15 protein-coding genes, 3 tRNA genes and 3 rRNA genes are annotated in these 21,109 nt (G+C 58.2%); 15 read left to right on the top strand and 6 right to left on the bottom strand.

Features of this window, described 5'->3' with window-relative positions; translation table 11 throughout:
* Window positions 1-51: 51 nt before the first annotated feature.
* From BLV18_RS16035 to BLV18_RS16005, 7 genes are all read left to right on the top strand, one after another.
* Window positions 52-1,992, top strand: coding sequence for a flavin monoamine oxidase family protein (locus BLV18_RS16035; protein ID WP_090359940.1), 1,941 nt, complete (start codon window positions 52-54; stop codon window positions 1,990-1,992).
* A gap of 129 nt (window positions 1,993-2,121) precedes the next feature.
* Window positions 2,122-3,015 carry a nitrilase family protein gene (locus BLV18_RS16030; protein ID WP_090359938.1) on the top strand — a complete coding sequence of 298 codons (894 nt, stop codon included), beginning with the start codon at window positions 2,122-2,124 and terminating at the stop codon, window positions 3,013-3,015.
* Window positions 3,016-3,027: 12 nt separating this feature from the next.
* The gene (locus BLV18_RS16025; protein ID WP_090359936.1) at window positions 3,028-4,218 is read left to right on the top strand and encodes a hypothetical protein; all 1,191 of its coding nucleotides are present in this window, start codon (window positions 3,028-3,030) and stop codon (window positions 4,216-4,218) included.
* A 13-nt stretch (window positions 4,219-4,231) separates the two neighbouring features.
* A complete protein-coding gene (locus tag BLV18_RS16020) occupies window positions 4,232-5,218 on the top strand; it encodes an asparaginase (RefSeq protein WP_090359934.1) in 987 nt (328 codons plus the stop codon).
* Window positions 5,219-5,297: 79 nt separating this feature from the next.
* On the top strand, window positions 5,298-5,966 hold the full coding sequence (locus BLV18_RS16015; RefSeq protein WP_049862503.1) for a UPF0149 family protein: 669 nt from the start codon (window positions 5,298-5,300) through the stop codon (window positions 5,964-5,966).
* 104 nt (window positions 5,967-6,070) lie between these two features.
* Window positions 6,071-6,147, top strand: a tRNA-Val gene (locus BLV18_RS16010).
* A 144-nt stretch (window positions 6,148-6,291) separates the two neighbouring features.
* On the top strand, window positions 6,292-7,584 hold the full coding sequence (locus BLV18_RS16005) for a sensor histidine kinase (RefSeq protein ID WP_090359932.1): 1,293 nt from the start codon (window positions 6,292-6,294) through the stop codon (window positions 7,582-7,584).
* A gap of 244 nt (window positions 7,585-7,828) precedes the next feature.
* Here the strand turns inward: BLV18_RS16005 and BLV18_RS16000 are convergent, their stop codons facing one another.
* Window positions 7,829-8,389 (bottom strand): DcrB/PsbP domain-containing protein, encoded by a 561-nt coding sequence (locus BLV18_RS16000; protein WP_090359929.1) that lies wholly within the window; start codon window positions 8,387-8,389, stop codon window positions 7,829-7,831.
* 71 nt (window positions 8,390-8,460) lie between these two features.
* On the bottom strand, window positions 8,461-9,609 hold the full coding sequence (gene ampC / locus BLV18_RS15995; protein WP_090359926.1) for a class C beta-lactamase: 1,149 nt from the start codon (window positions 9,607-9,609) through the stop codon (window positions 8,461-8,463).
* 124 nt (window positions 9,610-9,733) lie between these two features.
* Between ampC and BLV18_RS15990 the strand changes: the two genes are divergently transcribed.
* From BLV18_RS15990 to rrf, 6 genes are all read left to right on the top strand, one after another.
* Window positions 9,734-10,102 carry a c-type cytochrome gene (locus BLV18_RS15990; RefSeq protein ID WP_090359918.1) on the top strand — a complete coding sequence of 123 codons (369 nt, stop codon included), beginning with the start codon at window positions 9,734-9,736 and terminating at the stop codon, window positions 10,100-10,102.
* A 727-nt stretch (window positions 10,103-10,829) separates the two neighbouring features.
* Window positions 10,830-12,366 (top strand): 16S ribosomal RNA (locus BLV18_RS15985).
* 65 nt (window positions 12,367-12,431) lie between these two features.
* Window positions 12,432-12,508: transfer RNA gene (locus BLV18_RS15980), tRNA-Ile, on the top strand.
* A 5-nt stretch (window positions 12,509-12,513) separates the two neighbouring features.
* A tRNA-Ala gene (locus BLV18_RS15975) sits at window positions 12,514-12,589 on the top strand.
* Window positions 12,590-12,839: 250 nt separating this feature from the next.
* A 23S ribosomal RNA gene (locus BLV18_RS15970) occupies window positions 12,840-15,733 on the top strand.
* A 147-nt stretch (window positions 15,734-15,880) separates the two neighbouring features.
* Window positions 15,881-15,996, top strand: a 5S ribosomal RNA gene (rrf, locus tag BLV18_RS15965).
* Together the 16S, 23S and 5S rRNA genes with 2 tRNA genes alongside form the textbook arrangement of a ribosomal RNA operon.
* 60 nt (window positions 15,997-16,056) lie before the next feature.
* On the opposite strand, the gene BLV18_RS15960 is transcribed toward rrf, so the two are convergent.
* Window positions 16,057-16,833, bottom strand: coding sequence for an iron-containing redox enzyme family protein (locus BLV18_RS15960; protein ID WP_090359915.1), 777 nt, complete (start codon window positions 16,831-16,833; stop codon window positions 16,057-16,059).
* Window positions 16,834-16,974: 141 nt separating this feature from the next.
* Between BLV18_RS15960 and BLV18_RS15955 the strand changes: the two genes are divergently transcribed.
* Window positions 16,975-17,844, top strand: a complete 870-nt coding sequence (locus BLV18_RS15955; RefSeq protein WP_090359914.1) for a LysR family transcriptional regulator — start codon at window positions 16,975-16,977, stop codon at window positions 17,842-17,844.
* Between the two features lie 34 nt (window positions 17,845-17,878).
* On the opposite strand, the gene BLV18_RS15950 is transcribed toward BLV18_RS15955, so the two are convergent.
* The 3 genes from BLV18_RS15950 to BLV18_RS15940 all read right to left on the bottom strand — a co-directional run bounded on the left by BLV18_RS15950 (window position 17,879) and on the right by BLV18_RS15940 (window position 20,389).
* The gene (locus BLV18_RS15950) at window positions 17,879-18,418 is read right to left on the bottom strand and encodes a cysteine hydrolase family protein (protein WP_090359910.1); all 540 of its coding nucleotides are present in this window, start codon (window positions 18,416-18,418) and stop codon (window positions 17,879-17,881) included.
* Between the two features lie 159 nt (window positions 18,419-18,577).
* The gene (locus BLV18_RS15945) at window positions 18,578-19,585 is read right to left on the bottom strand and encodes an NADP-dependent oxidoreductase (protein ID WP_090359907.1); all 1,008 of its coding nucleotides are present in this window, start codon (window positions 19,583-19,585) and stop codon (window positions 18,578-18,580) included.
* Window positions 19,586-19,588: 3 nt separating this feature from the next.
* Window positions 19,589-20,389, bottom strand: coding sequence for an SDR family NAD(P)-dependent oxidoreductase (locus BLV18_RS15940; RefSeq protein ID WP_090359904.1), 801 nt, complete (start codon window positions 20,387-20,389; stop codon window positions 19,589-19,591).
* Window positions 20,390-20,532: 143 nt separating this feature from the next.
* Here BLV18_RS15940 and BLV18_RS15935 point away from each other — a divergent pair, with 143 nt between their 5' ends.
* On the top strand, window positions 20,533-21,102 hold the full coding sequence (locus BLV18_RS15935; protein ID WP_090359901.1) for a TetR/AcrR family transcriptional regulator: 570 nt from the start codon (window positions 20,533-20,535) through the stop codon (window positions 21,100-21,102).
* Window positions 21,103-21,109: the final 7 nt, after the last annotated feature.

Raw genomic sequence — 21,109 nt, 5'->3', positions numbered from 1 at the left:
CGGCTTCGCACACTGACGCCTCCTCAAGCTGACCGACAAGGACTGTCGTTTATGACCATTGGCTCATCCCACAACCATCCCGCCGACCTCGCGGCCACCTTGCAAGCCTCCGCCAGCGTGCCCTGGGCGGCCCGCTTCCCCAACCCTCCGGATCTGTGTTTCGACTACCGTCGTCTGCTCGAGCAAACCGGCGGCATTGCTCGCGGCGGTAACGCACAACACCGCATCTGCATCATCGGCGCGGGTGTCGCAGGCTTGGTGGCAGCCCGCGAACTGCTGCGCTGCGGCTTCGAACGCATCACCTTGATCGAGCAGTCGCGCCGCCTTGGCGGACGTCATCTGACCGTGCACCCGGACGGTCCGCAATCCCCAGCGTCCTCCACGCCTTTCGAAATGGGCGCCATGCGCATGCCCTTTTTCAATCGCACGGGCGAGGCACCTGCGCAGGGCCGCTCATTGATGGCGTACTACTCAGGGCTATACGACCTCAAAACCTCGGACTTCCCGAATCCCGGCACGCCCTTCGTGCGCTCCACTGGTATTTATCTGCGCGAAGGCCAACTGATGGGGGAGGGCGAACCTCGGTTGCTGGTCTGGAATAACCTCGACGGCAATACACCCCCGCCCACCGCCGTGTTGCAGGCCGTCTACCAGAAATGGAAGCTGTTCGCCGAGCGGATGGCAACGCAGGTCGCCGCCGTGTTTGGCAGCCAAGCATGGCCGGCCCTGTGGTCTGCCATCGTCACGCGCTACCAGCATGTGCCATTCCGCGAGCTGGTTCGCTCTGCCGCCATCACCGCCTGGGATCCCGGCAACCCCGGAGACTTCGGCGGGCTGGGCATGTCGGCCGACGAGTCTTCGATTTTCTACGCCATCGGCATCGGCGACGGCAGTTGGGGCGCCTTCTACGACGTCTGCTGCCTGTACCCGTTACGCACCGCGATCTTCGGCTTCAGCAGTCACCTGCAACTGGTGCATGGCCGCGTCGATGGCCAAGGCAACCCGCTACCAGCTCCTTTCCAAGCCGAGCAAGCCGTGACCGACTCCAAGGGCGTGGCGTTCGCCACACCGCGCTACCTGGGTCTGGCCGCGCTGGATGAGTGCCTGATGTTCATGCCCCTGGAAGAGGGCGCTCGCTCGCCTTACGAGCGATTGCGCCAGCAGCCTGCCGGCCTGATCACCGACAGCCCCGTGAATCGCCTCACCCGACTGGCCGATGGCAGCATCGAAGTGGGCTACCGCTGGCATCAAAGCGACGCACTGGCCAGCCGGCAAATCACGGAGCAGTTCGACTCGGTCATCGTCACGGTGCCCTCCTGGATCCTCGAAACACGAATCCAGGTGGACGGCTTCACCCCAGCCATGCTCCCCCAGACCACCATCAATGCCTACAAGACCGCGCACTGGGAAACCAGCTGCAAAGTCTACGCCCCGCTGAAGAAAACCTTTCTGTCGGCCCATCGTGACATTCCGCAGATCCTCGTCACCGACAGTTTCGTGCACGACGTCTATGCCTATCGCTACAACGACAACTATGCCTACGACTGCATCCTGCTCAGCTACACCTGGGAGGACGATGCGACCAAGCTGGCGGCCTTCAGCGATGCCGAACTGGTCGACAAGTGCATTCGCGAGCTGGACCGCATCCTGCTGCGCTGCAGCAATGTCGGTTCGCGCATTTCCCCGTTCATCGACACCGGCAAGGCGTGCGTGCAGCGTTGGGTCACGGACCGCAATGCCCTGGGTTGCGCCAAGCTCTACCGCGCTGGCGCCTACCAGGATGCGGTTGGCCTGATGAGTTACAACCGCGAGTACAGCGCGCGATCCGGGCTGTACCTGGCAGGTGAGTCCTTTTCGGTCGACGCCGGCTGGACCGAGCCGGCCATGCGCGGCGCCGTAGACGCGGTAATTAACCTCTGCGCCAATCAAGGTGCCGCGTTCAACGGCGGATTCGATCTGTCCCATTACCCTCGGTATGGCACTGAGTCCTGAACGACCTGATACGAAAATGTATGAGCTGCCGGATTAATCCTACAGATGCTTGGGAAGCGTCCGGTTTTACTATCTAAACGAATGCGTTTCCATGCGGAGGCAATCCAAAAACAACAAGAAGGTGCTTCCATGTCCTCTGCCTCTCCCATCAGCCCCGTTCGGGTCGCTGTCGTTCAGTTCGATCCGCAATGCGGTCTCGACCACCGCACGTTCAACCTCTCCCATAGCCTGCATCTGGCTCAGCGCGCCGTGGCCGAAGGTGCCCAGTTGATCGTGCTCCCCGAATTGGCCAACACCGGCTACGCCTTCCGCAACCGCGAAGAAGCGTTCGCGTTGGCCGAGACAGTGCCTGAAGGACCCAGTGCTCAGGCCTGGATCGAGTTTGCGCGCGAACACTCGGTCTACCTTGCCGCCGGGCTGGCAGAGCGTGACGGTTACAAGCTCTACGACTGCGCCGTGCTGGTCGGCCCTGATGGTTTCATCGGCAAGTACCGCAAGGCGCATCTGTGGAACCTGGAAAAGCTCTGGTTCAGTCCCGGTGACCTCGGCTTCCCCGTATTCGAGACGCCCATCGGGCGCATCGGCCTGATGATCTGCTGGGACGTCTGGTTCCCGGAAGTACCCCGCCTGCTCAGCCTGCAAGGCGCGGATATCATCTGCAGCCTGAACAATTGGGTCTGGACGCCACCGCCGCTGTTCGACGAAACCGGCAAATGCATGGCCTCTTACCTGACCATCACCGCCGCCCACGTCAACAACACCTTCATCGCCGCCGCCAACCGCATCGGCACCGACCGCGGCGATCGTTTCCTGGGCTGTTCCTTGATTGCCGGAACCAACGGCTGGCCGCTCAGCCAGGTGGCCGGTGCCGAAGAGGAAACCGTCCTGTTCGCCGACATCGACCTGGTCTCGGCACGCAGCGCACCGATCTGGAACAGCCTCAACGACCTGCCACGCGACCGTCGGGTCGACCTGTACGGCTCGATGCTGGGCTACGACCGCCATGCCGCGCTGCCGCGCTGAGGAGGGATGCCCATGGACACCTCTCTGCACGACACACCAACGCGCGCATCCAGCGGGACCTTGACAGGTTTGCTGTTGCTATCACTGGCGGTCACGCTGACCGTGATCAGCGGCAAGCTGCTGGCTGTCGATGCGCTGTGGCCCGGCTATAGCGACATGATGGCTAACCTCCACCATCCGGCGGCCTGGTGGCGCTGGATAGTCGGCGATATCAGCGAAGTGGCGTTCTACAAACACGAGTTCGCCTCCATCGGCTTGCTCGCCGGCGCCGGGCTGGGCTGGTGGGCCAATCGCACCGGCAAACGCTGGCAGGGTTTTGCAATCTGCTACGGCACCGGCCTGTGGCCATGGGTGGTGACCAGTTCGCTGCTGGGTCTGGGCCTGGGTAACCTGCTCTGGGGCTGGACGCTGTCGGCCGATACCTGGCAGCCAACCTTCGTCGCCTTCGTTTCCATGCCGGCGGCCACCGTACTGCTGTTCGGCCGTGGCTGGCGTGTGGCGCTGACCGGGGCCATCATGGGCGCCGTGCTGATCACGCCCGCCTGCCTGTTGATCGTCAAGTACGTGTGCACCCCGCTGGCCCTGCCGGTGGTGATCGGCAACGTCACCGGCATGGCAGTGGGCAGCGTCATCGGCTTCCTGCTGTGCAAACGCTTCCCGGCCCTGGTGAAGCCCGATGCGACGCCCTCGTCCGCGCCACCGGTAGTGGCATCGACCCCGGACTACGGGGTGCGCTGGACCTTGCGGCGCATCCTTGCCGACTTCTCCGAGGCGCCGTTCTTCGGCAACGAGTGGGCCAGCCTGGGGTTGGTGCTGGGCGCGCTGCTGGCCCTGATGCTCAATCCGGCCAGCCCGTTCTACGGTTCCGGCTGGCTGTTGCAACTGTTGGCGGCGCAAACCCTCGCCTCGGCACTGGGCGTGCTCATCTGGCGTCATCAATGGATAGCCCGCGGCTGGTACCCGACCTACATACCCGTGGTCTCGGTAGCCCCCGCCGCGATTCTGGTCCATGGTGGCAGCCTGCCGGTGATCATCCTCAGTGCCGCACTGGGCGCATTGCTGGCGCCGCCACTGGCCGTAGCCATCAGTCAGCGGTTACCGTCCTATATGCATGGCTATATCGGTAACGTGCTGTCCATGGCCATCAGCACCTTGCTCATCCTGCCACTGATCGGCCTGATCATCGGCAGTCCCAACCTTTGACGGAGAACCGCCCATGGCTCTACCCAAACTGTCCGTAGGTGCCCTGGGCGGCACCATCAGCATGCAGGCCCAGCCCACTGGTGCAGGTGTTCAGCCCAGCCTGAGCGGGCAGGGCATGGTGGATCTGCTGCCGCAACTCACGTCTCTGGCCGAGGTTCAGGTGCACACGCTGAACCTGTTGCCCAGCGCCTCCCTGAGCTTCCAGGCGTTGCTCGATGCCCTGGATTGGGCACGCGGCTGCATCGCCGCCGGTTCGGTGGGCGTGGTCATCAGCCAGGGTACCGACACCTTGGAGGAGGCCGCATTCTTTCTCGACCTGCTCTGGGATCTGGACGAACCCCTGGTCCTGACCGGCGCCATGCGCGCGGCATCCCATTGCGGTGCCGACGGCCCGGCCAACCTCCTCGCCGCAGGGCAAGTGGCGCTGGCTGAACGCAGTCGTGGTCGTGGCGTGCTGGTGGTGATCAACGATCAGGTGCACGCCGCATCGCGAGTACGCAAGGTCGCCGCCTTGGCAATGGATGCCTTCGCCTCGTCGCCCTTCGGCCCGGTTGGACTGATGGTCGAAAACCAGGTGCATTACGCCGCTCCACCCCCGGCTCGCCACTGTCTGCCGTATCCCACTCGAACCGATCACAGCGTGTTGCTTCTGGAAGCAGCGTTGGATGCAGACACCCTCTTGCTCGACAGGGTCGTCGACGTCGGGTATCAAGGCCTGGTCATTGCCGGCTTTGGCGCTGGTCATGTTTCGCAGCGCTGGGCCACCTGCTTGCAGGCCATTGCCCAGCACCTGCCGGTGATAGTCGCTACTCGCACCGGCCAGGGTCCCACCGCCAACGGCAGCTACGGCTTCGTCGGCGGCGAAATCGATCTGCAAGCCAAGGGTGCGGTCATGGGCAGCTTTCTCTGCCCACGCAAGTGCAGGATCCTGCTTTGGACCCTGCTCGGCAGCGGCCAGCAGGGCGCCCTGCAAGCCTACCTGGCTCACGTGGGCGACTAGGCCGCGGCAGATCCGGGGACATCGTCGACGCTGGCGGCTACAATGCGAGCATTCTTTTGATGACCCGATCGAGCAGACCATGGCCTACAACATCAGCAACGACGCGCTGACCGACGAACAACTGGATTACGTGGAAGAGGTGCTGGGGCAATACGCCAGCGAAACATCGGTCGGCAGCATTTCCGAGCTCGACGGTTTCTTTGCGGCCATCGTTTCAGGTCCACAGGCGATCGCCTTCGACGACTGGTACGCAGCGCTCTGGGGTGGTCCCGACCAACTGCCGGTCTTCAAGGACGACAAGCAGTTCCAGAAATTCTTCGACCTGCTCATTCAGCACATGAACCAACTGGCCATGCTGCTGGAGGAAGACTTCGAAAACTTCGCGCCGATCTTCAATCTGTTCGACGACGAGGAAGTCGTCAGCGTCGAGGACTGGTGCTACGGCTACGAGCGCGGTGTCGTGGTGGGCGGCAGCTGGCTCGATATGCCCGACCAGGAACAAGACCTGCTCGCGCTGATCACCTTGCACACACAGGGCGTCGACTTGCTCAAACGCGACGGTTCGGGCGAAGAGCTGGATGCCGAAGAAGCCATGGAAATGATCCAGATGGCCGCGATCCGTCTGCACCAGTACTGGTTCGAGCGGCGCCCGAGCAACACCCCGGTCATCGCCGAAACCAAAGCCGGGCGCAACGATCCCTGCCCGTGCGGCAGTGGCAAGAAATTCAAGCAGTGCTGCCTGCATTGAGGATCGAACACTACGCACCGATTGCAAGTGGGTGATTTTTTTACCATTGGCGGCAAATTGCCGTTGACAGCGGCGCGTCAATCCGTAGAATTGCGCGCCACAGCAGGCACGTAGCTCAGTTGGTTAGAGCACCACCTTGACATGGTGGGGGTCGTTGGTTCGAGTCCAATCGCGCCTACCAAACAAATCCGCTCTGCTGGGCGGTGCAAAAGGGCGATCCGAAAGGGTCGCCCTTTTTCGTTTACGCGCAATAGGCTTGCACGCACTTGCCCCAACGGCCTGTGGCGCGCATTATTCCGATCATTTCCTCGACTTGGCCCATTGCATGACTCACAGCCCGGCCCCATCGCCTATCGACGAGTCCGAACGTCTGGCTGCGCTCGAGCATCTGAGTGTGCTGGACAGTCCTCCGGAGCCTGGTTTCGACGATATCGTCCAATTGGCAACGCAGCTGTGCGCAACGCCCATTGGCCTGGTGTCGCTGGTGGACCGCGAACGTCAGTGGTTCAAGGCCTGTGTAGGGCTCGACGTTTCCCAGACCCACCGCGACCTGGCGTTCTGCGCCCATGCCATTCTGGCGCCCGATGCCGTGATGATAGTGCCGGACACCCATCTCGACCCGCGCTTCAAGGAGAGCCCGCTCGTCTTGGGCCCGCCCTACATTCGTTTCTATGCTGGCGCGCCGATCATCACGCGCCAGGGCTCGGCACTGGGCACCGTCTGCGTCATCGACACCGTGCCGCGTACGCTGGAGGTGTCGCAGTGCAATGCCCTGCAGGCCTTGGCAAGGCAGACCGCAGCACAACTGGAGCTGCGCCTGCTCAATGAAGAGCGCGAGAAACAAACCCTTGCCCTGTCCCGTCAGTTGGACAATGTGCTGGGTGAGCAGCAGCAAACCCTGTCGACCTTGCGACATGCCCAACGCATATCCTCGTTGGGTCAGCTCACCGCCGGCATCGCCCACGACTTCAACAATCTGCTGCAAGCGGTCAGTGCCAGCCTGCAAATGACCCGTATCAAGGCACGCAAGCCCGTGGAAGTCGAGCGCCTCACCGAGATCGGTTTGCAGGCCGTGCGGCAGGGCGCCCAACTGATCCACCACCTGCTCGCTTTTGCCCGTCGCGAAGAGCCCAGCGTGCACGCGGTGAAGCTCGACGAGCGGATCGAGCACAACAGCGACCTGTTCGGCCGCGCGCTGGGCGCCACTACCCAGGTGCTGCTGGATCTGCAGGCGCCCGCCCAGGCAGTGATGTGCGACGCCCATCAACTGGACGCTGCCTTGCTCAACCTGCTGGTGAATGCCCGCGATGCCCTGCGCGGTGCCGGACAGATTCGAGTTGCAACCTGTCTGCGAGCGGTCCGCGGCGACGCGCAGCTGACCGATGGTGACTACCTTTGCCTGAGCGTTGCCGACGACGGACCAGGCATCCCTGAAGACGTACTGGCTCAGGTTTTCGAACCCTTCTATACCACCAAGGGCTCAGGGCAGGGCACGGGGCTGGGTTTGTCGCAGGTATACGGCTTTGCCTTGAGTGCCGATGGCATCGCGCGGATTGAAAGTCGAGCGGGCGAGGGCACTACAGTTACCCTCTGGCTGCGTCGCACGGAAACGGTATAGCCAATCGCTTACACGCGGTGGCTACAATCGCCTCTATTGCGACCTTCACCACAGCAGTATTCTAGCCTCACTAACTGAGACGAAGGATACGACTCAGGGTCAGGGACGACCGGCCATTGCAAGGAAGCTGCTGACAGGATGTTGGAATGGCTAGACAAAAAACCCGCTTCGGCGGGTTTTTTGTTGGCCGCAGTTTTTCTCTCCCGTCGCGGCAGGACTCGTCTGCCGCGATAGGCAGATCAGGTTATTTGCCTGCCACGATCCGCTTGACCATGGCTGCATGCCCAGTCGCATCGCTGGCACGGGATATCACCTGGACGACCGACATGGTCTGGCCCGACCCTGCAACGAAAGTGGTGGTCATGGTTGCACCGCCTCCCATGGTCGCGGTGCTGTCTATCTGCTCCACGCCCAGCTTGCGCAAGGTGATGCGCTTCTCGGCCGTTTTCTTGAAATCAGGCAGTGCTCTTGCCTGCTGGTCGATGAAGCCGGCGGTGGCGCCGGTCAGGAATTCATCGTCGTTGTCGGCGGCATGCCCACCTTTGGGAATGGGCAGTTCGGTGGTCACCACCACACGTTTCTCATTGTCATTCATGTACATCATCCCCTTGGCGCCCGCCGCATCGCTTTTCGGATCCGCAGGAGGCAGTGGGTTGACGGTATAGCCAGCTGGCAGGGTAAACATGAATTTGCCATCAAGCGTCTTGACGGTCTGTATCTTCGGCGCGCTCGGTGCCGGCTTGGCGGCCCAGGCCACATTGGCCAGGCCCAGCGTTAAAGCGAGAAACAGGCAGGTGCGGCGCATTGACGAAACTCCAATAGGGTCAGGAGTGGGATCCTACTCCAGACCCATTGGCTTGAGAACGCGTGTGAACCTTACTTATCCAGCGCCTGCACCAGCTCGTGAGCGAGCCTGACTCGTGCTTCGTTCGGGTAATTCTTGTTGGCCAGCACAACCACGCCGATTTTCTTCGACGGTACGAACGCCACATACCCGCCAAACCCGTTGGTGGCTCCCGTCTTGTTGATCCATACCTCGTCCAGCGGCTGCAGCGGACTTGTAGGCTGGGTGGTCAAGGTTACTGCGTTGGAGTTGCCTTGCACCAGGGTGTCAAGCGCGACTGGATAGCCGTATTGTTCCCAGATCAGTCCCTGCGTCATGCCGCCTACCCTGAAGTAGCCCTGCTGCGTAGCCTTCAGCGCTTCACGAAGTTTCGCCGGAACCGTCACCGTACCCATCTGTGCCTGCAGGTAGTGAAGCATGTCTCGTGCACTGGACTTGAAACCATAGGCCTCATCGGCCAGTACCGCAGGATTCAGCCGTACGGGCTGATCTTGCTTGTCGTAACCCTGCGCATACAACGGCAACTGGTCGGCGGGTACATCCAGATAGGTATGGGCGAGGCCCAGGCCCGGAAGCAGTGTGTCGTGCACAGCATGAGCGAAGGAAACATCCATGCTTTTGGCAGCGATCAGTCCGAGCAGGCCGATGCTGGGGTTCGCATAGCTGCGCTGAGTACCTGGTGCATAGCTGGGGCGCCAGTCGCGGAAGTAAGTCATTAGTTGCGCATCGTTCTGGATGTCGTCCGGCAGTTGCAACGGGAATCCGCCAGCGCTGTGAGTGCCCAGATCAGCCAGCGTCACCTGATCCAGCGGTGTGCCGCGCAACGCTGGCAGATACTGGCCAGTATGATCGCTCAATGACAGCTTGCCATTGGCCTGTGCATAGGCGGCCAAGGCGGCAGTGAAGGTCTTGCTGATCGAGCCCAGCTCGAACAGAGTGTCCTCGGTTACAGGCGCCCGTGTCGCGCGCGAAGCCAGTCCATAGTTGAAGAACATCTGCTGACGCCCGTCGGTGATCGCGATCGCCATACCCGTGATGTTGTACTGGTTCATCAGCGATTCAGCCCGAGCCTTCACCAGGGTTTCGATCGCTGGCGGCGCAGCGTGAACGTTTGTGCTCATCCAGGCTGTAGTACATGCCAGCAGGCATCCAATGGCCATGGCTGTGCGTGATCTGCGCATGAGTGACTCCTTTGTCGTTTTGAGCGGTACTGATTGTCTCTGTGGAGATGTTCCATTATCCCGGCGTCTCGCTTTCTCGTGCCAGCCGCTATCATGAACGCATGTGATAATGCCGCGAGGAACCATGAAATCAATAACCTACGTGCTACTGGCACTGCTGGCTCCGTTGTACGTCCACGCCGCAGGCGACACTGCAGCCGGCCAGGCCACATTCGAAAAGAACTGCGGTGGCTGCCACAAGGTTGGCCGAGGAGCCCAGGCCGCCTTCGGCCCGCAACTCAACGGAGTGATCGGTCGTACGGCAGGCACCACCGGTGACTACAGCTATTCAGCCGAAATGAAAAACTCGGGCATCGTCTGGACTCCCGAGAAGATCGCAGCCTTCGTCGAAGCACCTGGAGATGTGGTGCCCGGCACCAAGATGCGCCTGTGGTGGTTTGGCAATGACCAGAAAATGGCCGACCTGCTGGAGTACCTCAAGAGTAATCCGTAGGACAGGTACCAGGGAGCGGGATTGGGTAAGGGGTTGATGTTTTGGCTCTATCCTACAATTGAGTAGGAAACCTCACCTTTGGCAGCTTGGCCTGGCTTCGTATCCTCCAGCGCTTCTATCAAGGAGAGTTGAATGTCGAAGCCGACAGTACTGATAGCCGCAGCAACGGTATGTCTGGTGGCCTGTGCACCCAGCGGGCGCTACCCACTCGATGGCATGAACTCGCCAGATCCTTGGCGTAAAGGACCTGCGGTTTACCGCGAAATGCCCATGGGCGATCCGAAGCGACAGCACCTGTGCCAGGTGGAGTCGAGTCGACCCGAATGCGAGTTCGTTATTCCAGGATACTGAGTCGAAAAAAATCGCAGAGCTGTTGACTCCCCTGCAAAATCTTGTAATATGCGCCTCCCGCTGACGAGCAATCGAAAGCGCAAGCGGTTGAAGTGGTTCGAGATTCTCAAAAAACTTCAAAATAAACGCTTGACAGAATATGAGGCCAGCGTAGAATGCGCGCCTCGGTTGAGACGAAAGAATCAACCTACCGCTCTTTAACAATTGAATCAAGCAATTCGTGTGGGTGCTTGTGAGTTAAGACTGTTAGTCAACAAGATTATCAGCATCACAACAACTCCACGAGAAATCAGAGAGTTACCTCGATCCTTCGGGTTCGAGTTTGCGATTGCTGAGCCAAGTTTATAGGGTTTTCTCAAAACCCGATTGCAGTATTGAACTGAAGAGTTTGATCATGGCTCAGATTGAACGCTGGCGGCAGGCCTAACACATGCAAGTCGAGCGGTTGAAGGAAGCTTGCTTCCTGATTCAGCGGCGGACGGGTGAGTAATGCCTAGGAATCTGCCTGGTAGTGGGGGACAACGTTTCGAAAGGAACGCTAATACCGCATACGTCCTACGGGAGAAAGCAGGGGACCTTCGGGCCTTGCGCTATCAGATGAGCCTAGGTCGGATTAGCTAGTTGGTGAGGTAATGGCTCACCAAGGCGACGATCCGTAACTGGTCTGAGAGGATGATCAGTCACACTGGAACTGAGACACGGTCCAGACTCCTACGGGAGGCAGCAGTGGGGAATATTGGACAATGGGCGAAAGCCTGATCCAGCCATGCCGCGTGTGTGAAGAAGGTCTTCGGATTGTAAAGCACTTTAAGTTGGGAGGAAGGGCAGTCAGCGAATACCTTGCTGTCTTGACGTTACCGACAGAATAAGCACCGGCTAACTCTGTGCCAGCAGCCGCGGTAATACAGAGGGTGCAAGCGTTAATCGGAATTACTGGGCGTAAAGCGCGCGTAGGTGGTTTGTTAAGTTGGATGTGAAATCCCCGGGCTCAACCTGGGAACTGCATCCAAAACTGGCAAGCTAGAGTAGGGCAGAGGGTGGTGGAATTTCCTGTGTAGCGGTGAAATGCGTAGATATAGGAAGGAACACCAGTGGCGAAGGCGACCACCTGGGCTCATACTGACACTGAGGTGCGAAAGCGTGGGGAGCAAACAGGATTAGATACCCTGGTAGTCCACGCCGTAAACGATGTCAACTAGCCGTTGGGAGTCTTGAACTCTTAGTGGCGCAGCTAACGCATTAAGTTGACCGCCTGGGGAGTACGGCCGCAAGGTTAAAACTCAAATGAATTGACGGGGGCCCGCACAAGCGGTGGAGCATGTGGTTTAATTCGAAGCAACGCGAAGAACCTTACCAGGCCTTGACATCCAATGAACTTTCCAGAGATGGATTGGTGCCTTCGGGAACATTGAGACAGGTGCTGCATGGCTGTCGTCAGCTCGTGTCGTGAGATGTTGGGTTAAGTCCCGTAACGAGCGCAACCCTTGTCCTTAGTTACCAGCACGTTATGGTGGGCACTCTAAGGAGACTGCCGGTGACAAACCGGAGGAAGGTGGGGATGACGTCAAGTCATCATGGCCCTTACGGCCTGGGCTACACACGTGCTACAATGGTCGGTACAGAGGGTTGCCAAGCCGCGAGGTGGAGCTAATCTCACAAAACCGATCGTAGTCCGGATCGCAGTCTGCAACTCGACTGCGTGAAGTCGGAATCGCTAGTAATCGCGAATCAGAATGTCGCGGTGAATACGTTCCCGGGCCTTGTACACACCGCCCGTCACACCATGGGAGTGGGTTGCACCAGAAGTAGCTAGTCTAACCTTCGGGAGGACGGTTACCACGGTGTGATTCATGACTGGGGTGAAGTCGTAACAAGGTAGCCGTAGGGGAACCTGCGGCTGGATCACCTCCTTAATCGACGACAACAGCTGGCTCATGAGCTCCCACACGAATTGCTTGATTCATTGAAGAAGACGATTGGGTCTGTAGCTCAGTTGGTTAGAGCGCACCCCTGATAAGGGTGAGGTCGGCAGTTCGAATCTGCCCAGACCCACCAATTATGGGGCCATAGCTCAGCTGGGAGAGCGCCTGCCTTGCACGCAGGAGGTCAGCGGTTCGATCCCGCTTGGCTCCACCACTTTTGGTGCTCCATCGTTGTCAAAGCTTAGAAATGAGCATTCCATCGAATGATGGTTGAATGCTGATTTCTGATCTTTTTCAGAATCGTTCTTTAAAAATTTGGGTATGTGATAGAAAGATAGACTGGACAGACACTTTCACTGGTGTAGGTTCAGGCTAAGGTAAAATTTGTGAGTTGCTCTTTGAGTAAATGCGAATTTTCGGCGAATGTCGTCTTCACAGTATAACCAGATTGCTTGGGGTTATATGGTCAAGTGAAGAAGCGCATACGGTGGATGCCTTGGCAGTCAGAGGCGATGAAAGACGTGGTAGCCTGCGAAAAGCTTCGGGGAGTCGGCAAACAGACTGTGATCCGGAGATGTCTGAATGGGGGAACCCAACTGTCATAAGACAGTTATCTCATGCTGAATACATAGGCATGCGAAGCGAACCAGGGGAACTGAAACATCTAAGTACCCTGAGGAAAAGAAATCAACCGAGATTCCCTTAGTAGTGGCGAGCGAACGGGGACCAGCCCTTAAGTTGATTTGAGATTAGCGGAACGCTCTGGAAAGTGCGGCCATAGTGGGTGATAGCCCTGTACGCGAAAATCTCTTGTCAATGAAATCGAGTAGGACGGGGCACGAGAAACCTTGTCTGAATATGGGGGGACCATCCTCCAAGGCTAAATACTACTGACTGACCGATAGTGAACTAGTACCGTGAGGGAAAGGCGAAAAGAACCCCGGAGAGGGGAGTGAAATAGATCCTGAAACCGTATGCGTACAAGCAGTGGGAGCAGACTTTGTTCTGTGACTGCGTACCTTTTGTATAATGGGTCAGCGACTTATATTCAGTGGCGAGCTTAACCGAATAGGGGAGGCGTAGCGAAAGCGAGTCTTAATAGGGCGTTTAGTCGCTGGGTATAGACCCGAAACCGGGCGATCTATCCATGGGCAGGTTGAAGGTTAGGTAACACTGACTGGAGGACCGAACCGACTACCGTTGAAAAGTTAGCGGATGACCTGTGGATCGGAGTGAAAGGCTAATCAAGCTCGGAGATAGCTGGTTCTCCTCGAAAGCTATTTAGGTAGCGCCTCATGTATCACTGTAGGGGGTAGAGCACTGTTTCGGCTAGGGGGTCATCCCGACTTACCAAACCGATGCAAACTCCGAATACCTACAAGTGCCGAGCATGGGAGACACACGGCGGGTGCTAACGTCCGTCGTGAAAAGGGAAACAACCCAGACCGTCAGCTAAGGTCCCAAAATCCTGGTTAAGTGGGAAACGATGTGGGAAGGCTTAGACAGCTAGGAGGTTGGCTTAGAAGCAGCCACCCTTTAAAGAAAGCGTAATAGCTCACTAGTCGAGTCGGCCTGCGCGGAAGATGTAACGGGGCTCAAACCAGGTACCGAAGCTACGGGTATCACCTTTTGGTGATGCGGTAGAGGAGCGTTCTGTAAGCCTGTGAAGGTGAGTTGAGAAGCTTGCTGGAGGTATCAGAAGTGCGAATGCTGACATGAGTAACGACAATGGGTGTGAAAAACACCCACGCCGAAAGACCAAGGTTTCCTGCGCAACGTTAATCGACGCAGGGTTAGTCGGTCCCTAAGGCGAGGCTGAAAAGCGTAGTCGATGGAAAACAGGTTAATATTCCTGTACTTCTGGTTATTGCGATGGAGGGACGGAGAAGGCTAGGCCAGCTTGGCGTTGGTTGTCCAAGTTTAAGGTGGTAGGCTGAGATCTTAGGTAAATCCGGGATCTTAAGGCCGAGAGCTGATGACGAGTTGTCTTTTAGACGACGAAGTGGTTGATGCCATGCTTCCAAGAAAAGCTTCTAAGCTTCAGGTAACCAGGAACCGTACCCCAAACCGACACAGGTGGTTGGGTAGAGAATACCAAGGCGCTTGAGAGAACTCGGGTGAAGGAACTAGGCAAAATGGCACCGTAACTTCGGGAGAAGGTGCGCCGGTGAGGGTGAAGGACTTGCTCCGTAAGCTCATGCCGGTCGAAGATACCAGGCCGCTGCGACTGTTTATTAAAAACACAGCACTCTGCAAACACGAAAGTGGACGTATAGGGTGTGACGCCTGCCCGGTGCCGGAAGGTTAATTGATGGGGTTAGCGCAAGCGAAGCTCTTGATCGAAGCCCCGGTAAACGGCGGCCGTAACTATAACGGTCCTAAGGTAGCGAAATTCCTTGTCGGGTAAGTTCCGACCTGCACGAATGGCGTAACGATGGCGGCGCTGTCTCCACCCGAGACTCAGTGAAATTGAAATCGCTGTGAAGATGCAGTGTATCCGCGGCTAGACGGAAAGACCCCGTGAACCTTTACTATAGCTTTGCACTGGACTTTGAATTTGCTTGTGTAGGATAGGTGGGAGGCTTTGAAGCGTGGACGCCAGTCTGCGTGGAGCCATCCTTGAAATACCACCCTGGCAACTTTGAGGTTCTAACTCAGGTCCGTCATCCGGATCGAGGACAGTGTATGGTGGGTAGTTTGACTGGGGCGGTCTCCTCCTAAAGAGTAACGGAGGAGTACGAAGGTGCGCTCAGACCGGTCGGAAATCGGTCGTAGAGTATAAAGGCAAAAGCGCGCTTGACTGCGAGACAGACACGTCGAGCAGGTACGAAAGTAGGTCTTAGTGATCCGGTGGTTCTGTATGGAAGGGCCATCGCTCAACGGATAAAAGGTACTCCGGGGATAACAGGCTGATACCGCCCAAGAGTTCATATCGACGGCGGTGTTTGGCACCTCGATGTCGGCTCATCACATCCTGGGGCTGAAGCCGGTCCCAAGGGTATGGCTGTTCGCCATTTAAAGTGGTACGCGAGCTGGGTTTAGAACGTCGTGAGACAGTTCGGTCCCTATCTGCCGTGGACGTTTGAGATTTGAGAGGGGCTGCTCCTAGTACGAGAGGACCGGAGTGGACGAACCTCTGGTGTTCCGGTTGTCACGCCAGTGGCATTGCCGGGTAGCTATGTTCGGAAAAGATAACCGCTGAAAGCATCTAAGCGGGAAACTTGCCTCAAGATGAGATCTCACTGGAACCTTGAGTTCCCTGAAGGGCCGTCGAAGACTACGACGTTGATAGGTGGGGTGTGTAAGCGCTGTGAGGCGTTGAGCTAACCCATACTAATTGCCCGTGAGGCTTGACCATATAACACCCAAGCAATTTGCGTCGAAGACCAGATTGCGGTGACTGTGGAGATGACACGAACCGAAAGTTCGCAGCAAGACAACCCACGAATATCACATACCCGATTCGCTGGCGTGCCTCCCAAAGGGCATCCCGGCTACAGAATTTCTTGACGACCATAGAGCATTGGAACCACCTGATCCCATCCCGAACTCAGCAGTGAAACGATGCATCGCCGATGGTAGTGTGGGGTTTCCCCATGTGAGAGTAGGTCATCGTCAAGATTCAATTCCGAAACCCCTATCTGCGTGAGCAGGTAGGGGTTTTGTCTTTCTGGCTGATTTTCAGATACTGAGTCTGGACGGTGCTTGCTCTTGGCTGGGGCGATGCCCCATGGCATGGGCGATGCCGTTCCAGTACTGCTCCGTTAGTGTCATGAAATCATAGAAACCGTCTGCCAGCGCTGCGAACTCATCATCGTCGTGACACTCGAGAGTGGCCGTGTGAATCGCCTGTATCTTGTGCTCCTTCTCGGCATTGCCGATATGGACGTAGAAGTACTCGCAGTGCTCGTGGAATTCGTCATTGGAGGCGTAGAGATGCTGGTAGTGCCGCACGCCCTCATACAGGCGGGTGAGCGTGGAAAATGTCAGCCATTCCTGGGCCAACAGTGCGCCCAGTGCGCGCTGACAGCCTCTTTCCTCAGGCGTGCGGGTGTACAGGGCTTGCTGCTCAGCCACGAACTGCCGAGTGCTTGGCAGGATCAGATCATCGCTCAGCTTTGTCACTGGCGTGTAAGCAACCGCCACTCTGCTGAGGAGATCCGTCAGGAAATTCTCCAGCAAATGAATGTGGGCTTTTTGCGGTTGGCCGTAGCCGTATTCGGAGTACAAATTCTTGGCAATCTCGACGCGGGCGCAGAGGTTGTCGGTGTGCACCAGCGACAATGCGAGCATTGTCGAAGTCTGCGAAGTTCTTACCAAATAATTCTTCGCAAACAGCGCCAGTTCATCAAAAGACAGCGGGGCGGCCAGCCAGCGTTCATAAAAGGCGTTATTCAAAGCGCCGTGCTGATGTACAGAGGTAGCGAGCTTGGTGATCTCTTCAAAATAACCGGACATGCGCAGCTCCTTGTTTGTAACTTGGTGCTTCGAAGTTGTCGTTTGGTTTTTGATGCTGACTAGGCACTAGCAGTAGAATCCATGGGCTAGGAGACTCGCACAACTAAAAATAAATGAATCGGCGATTCACCAGAGGTGTATATGGATATCTCGCAATTAAGGATGCTCACCGCCATCTATAAAGCGGGAAGCATCGTCAAGGCCGCCAAATCGGTGCATTGCGTACCCTCGAACGTGACCGCGCGCATGAAGGCCTTGGAGGCCGAGCTCGGATGCTGTCTATTGAATAGACGAGACAAAGGCGTCGAATTAAGCGCCGCTGGAAAGCACCTGCTGACTCATGCAGAAAAGGTGCTGGAGGCATTTTCCGAAGCGCAGGCGTGTTTCGATGACACCCAAAAGCTCAGCGGTACGCTCAAAGTAGGGGGTATCGATTCTTTTGTCAGTACCCGCTTGGCTGCCATAGTTGCGGCGTTCACGCGTGAGTATCCCCAAGTGGTATTGGAGATCACTACGGGTACATGGCCGGAACTTGTAGAGAGCGTTGTGGAAGGGAGGCTCGATATTGCCATAGTTGCGTTTGCTCCGGTCAATCCGAAGCTCACTAGTCATAAGATCGCAGGTGAGCGGCCGGTGTTGGTTCATCCACAGGCGTGGTTGCAGCAGGGCCCCTTGGATCTGAACAACCGAAAGCTTCTGGCATGGCCTGAAGGGTGCCCTTTCCAGGCGGTAGCACTGGCTTGGTGCAAGGCGTCGTTGCAGGGTGTGGAGACAGTGGTGTGTGGGAGCTGGGGCGGCATCATGGCGTGTGTCGAGCAGGGGATAGGCATGGCGGTAGTCCCCAGGGGCGTCTACGACAATCATCGAGCATTTCTGAATGTGATGGCGCGCGACGAGCTGGTATTCCCCAGGGTGGACCATTACCCGTTGACCCATAAACGCGCGAGCGGGCACCCAGTCCGGGAAGGGTTCGCGCAACTGGTGTGCGGTGCATCCGTACCTTCGATTTGAGTGTACGGACCCCTTGAGTGTGGGGGTTCTCTATTCAGGCATGGAAGTCGACGGCTGCGGTTTGCAGCGCCTGGATACGTACACCGCAGCTCTTGATGCTGGACAAGGTCGCGTTATGGTGAGCAATGATCTGCGCAGCATCGGCATGTGGCTTGGACTGCGTAGTGTGAGCATCGCTGATCAAGGTGATTTCATAGCCCAGACCTGCACTGCGGCGGATCGTGGTATCCACACAGAACTCGGTTGCATAGCCGCATACCACAAGGTGCGAAATATCGAACTGTTGCAATAGGGACTGGAGGTCGGTCCGCAGAAACGAGTCGGGGGTAGTTTTGCTGATGTAGCGATCTGTTTCTGCAGTGACGAGTCGATGATCGAGCGCCCAGTTAGCACTGCCGCGCACGAGAAACTCGCCGCTGGCGAGCTCGTGCTGGACGAAGATTACGGGCACGTTCTGTGCTCTGGCTGCCGCTGTGAGTGTGTTGATGCGTTCGATCACATCATGTGCGAAGGCAGGTGCCGGCTCTGCCTGGAACAGGCCTTGTTGTACGTCGATGACGATTAACGCTTTCACAGGGTTCAAGTCCTTTGAAGGGGTAAGAAGCTTTATGCAAGGCCCGGGTTCATTGCAGGGCCCTCGACGCTCAGACTAAGCGGTAATGGCTGTTTCTTCCATACGCCTGACCTTACCCGCTGCGACAGTTCATGCAGGTGGATCCTCAATGGATGCCGCTTAGGATGGTTGCATCTGGATCACCACCTTCCCCTTTGCGCGACCATTTCGGACATGGGCCAGGGCGTCAGCAGTGTTCGCGAAGGGATAGACCGTGTCGATCACCGGGGTGATGACACCGCTTTCCACGAGTTGGCTGATGTGTGCGAGTTGCTCGCCGTCCGGGCGCATGAATACGAAATCATAGGTGCATTCATGCTGACTGACCTGTTTGCGGATGCGGTAACTCAACAACCGCATGAGTTGCTTCAGGGACCAGCCGAGGCCCTGGCTGGCGGCGAACGCCAGGGTCGGGGGGCCGGAGATGGAGATCAACTGGCCGCCGGGCTTCAAGACCTTCACCGACTCGCTCAATACGTCCGATCCCAAGCTGTTGAGTACGACGTCGTAGTATTGCAGCTCTCGGGCGAAATCCTGCGCTTTGTAATCGATCACCTGATCGGCGCCCAAGGCCTTCAACCACTCGACATTGGCCGTGCTGGTGGTAGTGGCCACATAGGCGCCCAAGTGTTTGGCCAACTGAATGGCGACCGTACCCATGCCACCTGAGCCTGCGTGGATCAAGACTTTCTGGCCCGGCTTGACCTTGGCGGTTTCGACCAGGACTTGCCAGGCGGTCAAAGCCACCAGGGGTAGAGACGCTGCCTGGACCATGGTCAGGTTCGCTGGCTTGGTGGCTACATACGATTGATCGATGGCGATGCGTTCGGCGAAGGTGCCGATACGCGACGGGTGCGGCCGGGCATACACCTCGTCGCCGGGTTTGAAGCGGGTGACGTTGGCTCCGACTTCGAGCACCACGCCCGCGACGTCATTACCCAATGCCAGGGGTAGCGTGTACGGCAGGATCAGCTTGAATTCGCCGTTGCGAATCTTGACGTCCAGCGCATTGACGCTGGCCGCATGCACCTGCACCAGGACGTCGCCCCCTGCCAAAGTGGGCTCGGACATTTCGGCTATCTGGCCGACGACGCTTTTACCGTAACGATCGATGACGAACGCTTTCATGACTCATTGCCCAACAGTGGCAGACGTCAGATAGCGCTCGGCCGGCGTTGCCTGGCGCAGATCCGCGAGCAGCAAATGACGACTATCGTTGAGTGCCGTCCAGCGCTCGGCCACATGCAGAGGTGGGATGGTGACGAGCTCTCGACGGTCGTAACCTGCCAAGGCGGCGTCCACCAGATCGCCCACTTCCATGACTTCAGGCAAGGTCGCGATATCGATCCCGGAATGCTGCCAGATCTCGGTGCGTGTGGTTGCGGGCAGCACCGCTTGTACATAGACGCCCTTGGGCCCCAGTTCCGCTTGCAAGCCTTGGGACAGGAACAGCACGAACGCCTTGGTGGCACCATACACGGTCATCTGCATCTCGGGAGCCAGACCCACCACCGAGCCAATGTTGACGATACTGCCATGACCCGCCTGCGCCAGACGTGGAGCGATGGCCGCTGCCAGACGTGTCACTGCAGTCACATTGAGCGCGAGCAGGCTGTCGAGGGCGCTGGCGCTTTGTTGGGTGAAGCCGCCGGCCTGACCTGCGCCGGCGTTGTTGATCAGGACGCCGATGCTGGCATCTTCGGCCAGGCGCTTCTCCACTTGAGCCAGATCTTCGGCGCGGGTCAGGTCCGCTTGCATGAGAATGATGTTCACACCGTTTTCGTCGCGCAATCTTGCGGCCAGTTGTTCCAGGCGATCGCGGTTGCGTGCGACCAGGACCAGGTCGTGCCCGCGGCGGGCAAAACGTTCGGCGTAGGTGGCGCCGATGCCGGTGGAGGCGCCGGTGATCATTACAGTGGGGAGCGTGTTCATCGGAGGAGATTCCTGACGGCTAGATGGCAGCACTGCGCTGCGACGAATTTATGATGATGATCGAAATCTAAACCGTCAAGCATTTTGATGTCAGTCGACATCAATGTATACTTGCCGTCAGTCTTCACCTCACAGGCATCGACATGAAGGTCAGCAAGGCACAGGCGCAGGCCAACCGTGCGCACATCGTTGAAACCGCCTCCACCCTGTTTCGCGAGCGGGGTTACGACGGCGTGAGCGTGGCTGATCTGATGGCCGCGGCCGGCTTCACTCACGGCGGTTTCTACAAGCATTTCCGCTCCAAGGCAGACCTCATGAGCGAGGCGGCGGCGTGTGGCTTCGCGCAGATGGAAGCCAGCACGGCTCAGGCCGAACGTGCAGCGCTGATCGAGGGCTACCTTTCGCGCGAGCATCGCGATGCACCTGGTGAGGGCTGCACCCTGGCGGCATTGTCGGCCGATGCCGCGCGTCAGCCTGAAGAGATCAAGGCGGTGTTTGCGCAGGGGATGGAGCGGATCCTGGCCGGTGTGGCGCCCGCGTCAGTCGAGGTAGACGAGGCCACGCGGCAGGCTGCACGGGCCGAGCGAATCAATGCCCTGGCGCACCTGGTCGGCGCACTGATGCTCTCCAGGGCGTGTCCGGATGACTCTGCGCTGGCTGATGAGATTCTGGAAAGCTGCCGGGCAAGCGCGTTGGCACGTTTGCAGGGGTAGGAGGTGC

It is taken from the genome of Pseudomonas coleopterorum, assembly GCF_900105555.1.
In the GTDB taxonomy this organism is placed as follows: Bacteria; Pseudomonadota; Gammaproteobacteria; order Pseudomonadales; family Pseudomonadaceae; genus Aquipseudomonas; species Aquipseudomonas coleopterorum.
Note: the sequence above shows the minus strand (reverse complement) of the source record. Positions and strands in the feature narration are given on the sequence as shown.